Raw genomic sequence first — 3,923 nt, 5'->3', positions numbered from 1 at the left:
AACTGGGATGACGAACGTTATGAGGAGGTACCTGACTGGGACAAAGATGCGAACTGGCACTTCTTTATCGGTGATCAGCATTGGCGTATTCCCAAGCCCTTTGAGATCGGCGTGTTGTTCGGGACCATCCCAGAGCGCATGGTGCGTGCCATGGGCGACAAGGACACCGGGGCCCAATTTGGCAAAGCGGTTGCCCGAGCCATCGGGGATACCTTCGCGCTCAACCCAACCCCTCAAATAGTGAAGCCTCTTGTAGAGGCCGCATTCAACTATGACACCTTCCGGGGTGGGCCTATCGACGGGCCACAAGATCTAAACCTGATTGCAGAGGCACGCTACAACGAGCAAACCAGTTTGCTGATGCGCGAGCTTGGCGAGCTGTCTGGCTTCTCGCCCAAGCAGCTTGAGCATCTGGTTATTGGTTACACCGGCACGATGGGCAGCTACGTCATGGCTGCAGCAGATGGTTTAATCCGAACAACCCAGCCTGGTGAGTCAGCTGCTTGGCGGGCAGACGAAATCCCTTTACTGAAAGCAATCTATCGAGGGACTGGGCCGGCAAAATCCACGCAGCATTTAGAAGAGTTCTACCAGATGCTGAACGAGGTCAATCAGCTCAAGCGAACCATTGACCAATACCGCAGGGAAGGGCGGATTGAAGCAGCAAACACGCTCCAGGCAACACATGGTGAAGTGCTGAAGTCCCGGCAGAGCCTCGGGCGGACGCAGCAGAAGATCCGGGTTGTCCGGAACAAGATAGAGCTCATTCAGAGGGACAAGACCTTGGATGCAGAGCAGAAGCGCCGGCGGATTGATGAGCTCTTGGCTCGACGCAATGACTTGGCATACCAAGCGGTCAATAAGAATCGGCCTTTATGGGAATAGCGGCTCTGTTCAGATTGGAAACGCCGGGATTAGGCTGACCTATTCCAAAGGAGGGTTTGCCATGTGGTTGTTACTGGCCATCATTTGTATGGCTGTCGCACTGAAAGCGGCAAGTTTCAGTTTCACGATTGCCCTGATACCGGCAGCTCTCGGGTGCTGGTGCTTCAGCAAATCCAACAGAGAAAGCCTGGAAACCTTCATGGCGTGGATGTTCTTTCTCTGTTTGTTGGGGTTTGGGCTCACCTTGTTGATTTCAATATTCCGCTAGGCTGCGGGCTTATACCTGCCTTAAGCAACAATTTCCATTGTCCTTTCGATAGCTTCGAGTGCTGTCCTCAGTGTTTCCTCAAGATGTTAGATTTTCCTCTTGCTATGCCTTTGTTCGGTTTCCTACGGCCGTAAGGACGGAGGGCAAAAGCGGGAGACTACTGCATGGAATCAATACTGGAGGAGCTCGAGAGGTATCTTGAGAGTTTGGATCTGGCACCTCAGGAAGCTCATACGATCTCGCTTTATCTGGCAAGGCTTCGTGAAGAGGCTATGAGACAGGAAGTGTGACAACCCTTAACTCAACCCGCCATTGGCGGGTTTTTGTACACCGTAAATGTGGGTCATTCTTGGGGCAATTTTGGGGCAAAACGAGAGGGAAATTGCGGGATAAAGGGGGGAGAATGGGACTATCGCGATGTGTAAAAATTCAGGTAAATCACAGGCATGGCGCGGCTTACAGGCGAGTTAAGCTTACATAATAGTGTTGTTGCTACTTAACAAGATATGTGTCCCGATTGGTCTGTCAAATGGCGCGCATTATGGCACAGATCCCCCGAAAGTTTTAGCGAGAAGTGTGATCTTGATCGGGGCAAGTGGGGCGTGCAGCCGATTGATGGGCAATAAAAAAGCCGGCGCGAAGCCGGCTTGGAAGGATGAACTTGATCTGTTAGTGGGAGGTGGCGCCAGAGGCCCCCAGCCCGGTTTGGGAGCGAACGAACTGCGGCATGAACTTGGCATGCTCGTCGGCGGCGTTCTGGGAGCTGTCGGTGATGGAGAAGAACCAGATCCCGATGAAGGCCAACCCCATGGAGAAGAGGGCAGGGTATTCGTAGGGGAAGATAGCTTGGGCATGGCCCAGCACTTTCACCCACACGGTTGGGCCCAGGATCATCAGGGTTACGGCGCTCACCAGTCCCAGCCAGCCACCGTAGACGGCGCCACGGGTGGTCAGGCGTGACCAGAACATGGAGAGGAACAGTACCGGGAAGTTGCAGCTGGCGGCGATGGAGAAGGCCAGACCGACCATGAAGGCGATGTTCTGCTTCTCGAACAGGATCCCCAGACCAATGGCAACCACACCCAGCACCAGAGTCGTCATCTTGGAGACGCGCAGTTCATCGGTCTCGTTGGCCTTGCCCTTCTTCAACACACTGGCATAGAGGTCATGGGAGACCGCAGAGGCACCGGCCAGGGTCAATCCGGCGACTACCGCTAGAATGGTGGCAAATGCCACGGCAGAGATGAAGCCGAGGAACAGACTTCCACCCACTGCATCAGCCAGGTGGACGGCTGCCATGTTGGTGCCGCCCAGCAGGGCGCCGGTGGCGTCCTTGAAGGCCGGATTGGTGCTCACCAGCAGGATGGCGCCAAAACCGATGATGAAGGTGAGAATGTAGAAGTAACCGATAAAGCCAGTGGCGTAGAACACCGATTTACGCGCCTCTTTGGCATCGCTCACAGTGAAGAAGCGCATCAGGATGTGGGGCAGGCCGGCGGTACCGAACATCAATGCCAGACCGAGCGAGATGGCGGAGATGGGGTCGGAGACCAGCCCGCCCGGGCTCATGATGGCGGAGCCTTTCTCGTGCACTTTGACCGCTTCGCTAAACAGGGCGCCGATGTCGAAGTTGACCGATTTCATGACCATGATGGCCATGAAGGACGCACCGGAGAGCAGCATCACTGCCTTGATGATCTGCACCCAGGTGGTGGCCAGCATGCCGCCAAACAGCACGTAGAGCACCATCAGGATACCGACCAGCACCACGGCCACATGGTATTGCAGGCCAAACAGCAGCTCGATCAGTTTGCCGGCACCGACCATCTGGGCGATCAGGTAGAGGGCGACCACCACCAGCGAACCGCAGGCGGAGAGGGTGCGCACTTCAGTCTGTTTCAGACGATAGGAGGCGACATCGGCGAAGGTGTATTTGCCGAGGTTGCGCAGCCGTTCGGCGATCAGGAACAGAATGATGGGCCAGCCCACCAGAAAACCGATGGAGTAAATCAGGCCATCGTAGCCGGAGGTGTAGACCAGCGCGGAGATCCCGAGGAAGGAGGCGGCGGACATATAGTCACCGGCGATGGCCAGACCGTTCTGGAAGCCGGTGATACGGCCACCGGCAGCATAGTAGTCGGAAGCCGAGCGGTTGCGCTTGGAGGCCCAGTAGGTGATGAACAGGGTAGCGGCCACAAACACCAGAAACATCACGATGGCGGCGACATTAAGGGGCTGACGCTCCACGGCGCCAGAGATTGCATCGGCCGCCAGCAGGGGAGAGGAGGCCAGTGAGGTCAACAGCAGCAACTTGCCTTTCATGATTGCACCCCTTTGAGGATCTTCTGGTTCAGTTCATCAAACTCGCCGTTGGCGCGAAAGACATAGACGCCGGTCAACACGAAGGAGGAGAGGATCAGTCCCACCCCGACCGGAATGCCACGGGTGACGGTGGTACTGTCGCTGAGCGGGGTGCCGAGCCAACCGGGGGCAAAGGCGATGAGCAGAATAAACGCCAGGTAGAGTCCCAGCATCAGAGCCGAGAGGGCCCAGGCAAAACGCTGGCGCTTGGCGACCAGCTCCTGGAAGTTGGGATCTTGCTGGATCCTCAGATAGCTTTGCTGTTCCATTGCAGTTCTCCATGACATGAGTGTCAGCGGTGGATGGGGTAACCCCGACGAGCAGGCAATCTGCTCATGTAATCAAAATGTGAATTAAATGTTATCTCTCGACAATTAGACTTTGGGATAAGTGAGCGGCGAGCCGCAGG

4 protein-coding genes are annotated in these 3,923 nt (G+C 56.0%); 2 read left to right on the top strand and 2 right to left on the bottom strand.

All coding sequences use genetic code 11. From position 1 onward, the window contains the following. Both AACS18_RS22880 and AACS18_RS22875 read left to right on the top strand, forming a co-directional pair. Positions 1-885, top strand: an 885-nt coding sequence (locus tag AACS18_RS22880; RefSeq protein ID WP_308810811.1) for an LPD38 domain-containing protein, incomplete at its 5' end; no start/stop codon positions are given. 61 nt (positions 886-946) lie between these two features. Further along, positions 947-1,153, top strand: a complete 207-nt coding sequence (locus AACS18_RS22875; RefSeq protein ID WP_069528836.1) for a hypothetical protein — start codon at positions 947-949, stop codon at positions 1,151-1,153. Positions 1,154-1,822: 669 nt separating this feature from the next. On the opposite strand, the gene AACS18_RS22870 is transcribed toward AACS18_RS22875, so the two are convergent. Continuing rightward, entirely contained in the window at positions 1,823-3,475 is a 1,653-nt protein-coding gene (locus tag AACS18_RS22870) for a cation acetate symporter (RefSeq protein ID WP_108613398.1), read from the bottom strand. Continuing rightward, positions 3,472-3,783: a DUF485 domain-containing protein gene (locus AACS18_RS22865; RefSeq protein WP_108613397.1), complete on the bottom strand. Its 312-nt coding sequence runs from the start codon at positions 3,781-3,783 to the stop codon at positions 3,472-3,474. Before AACS18_RS22865 ends, AACS18_RS22870 begins: the two co-directional genes overlap by 4 nt. Positions 3,784-3,923: the final 140 nt, after the last annotated feature.

This window comes from Aeromonas sp. HMWF015, assembly GCF_963878965.1.
Lineage (GTDB): Bacteria > Pseudomonadota > Gammaproteobacteria > Enterobacterales > Aeromonadaceae > Aeromonas > Aeromonas veronii.
Note: the sequence above shows the minus strand (reverse complement) of the source record. Positions and strands in the feature narration are given on the sequence as shown.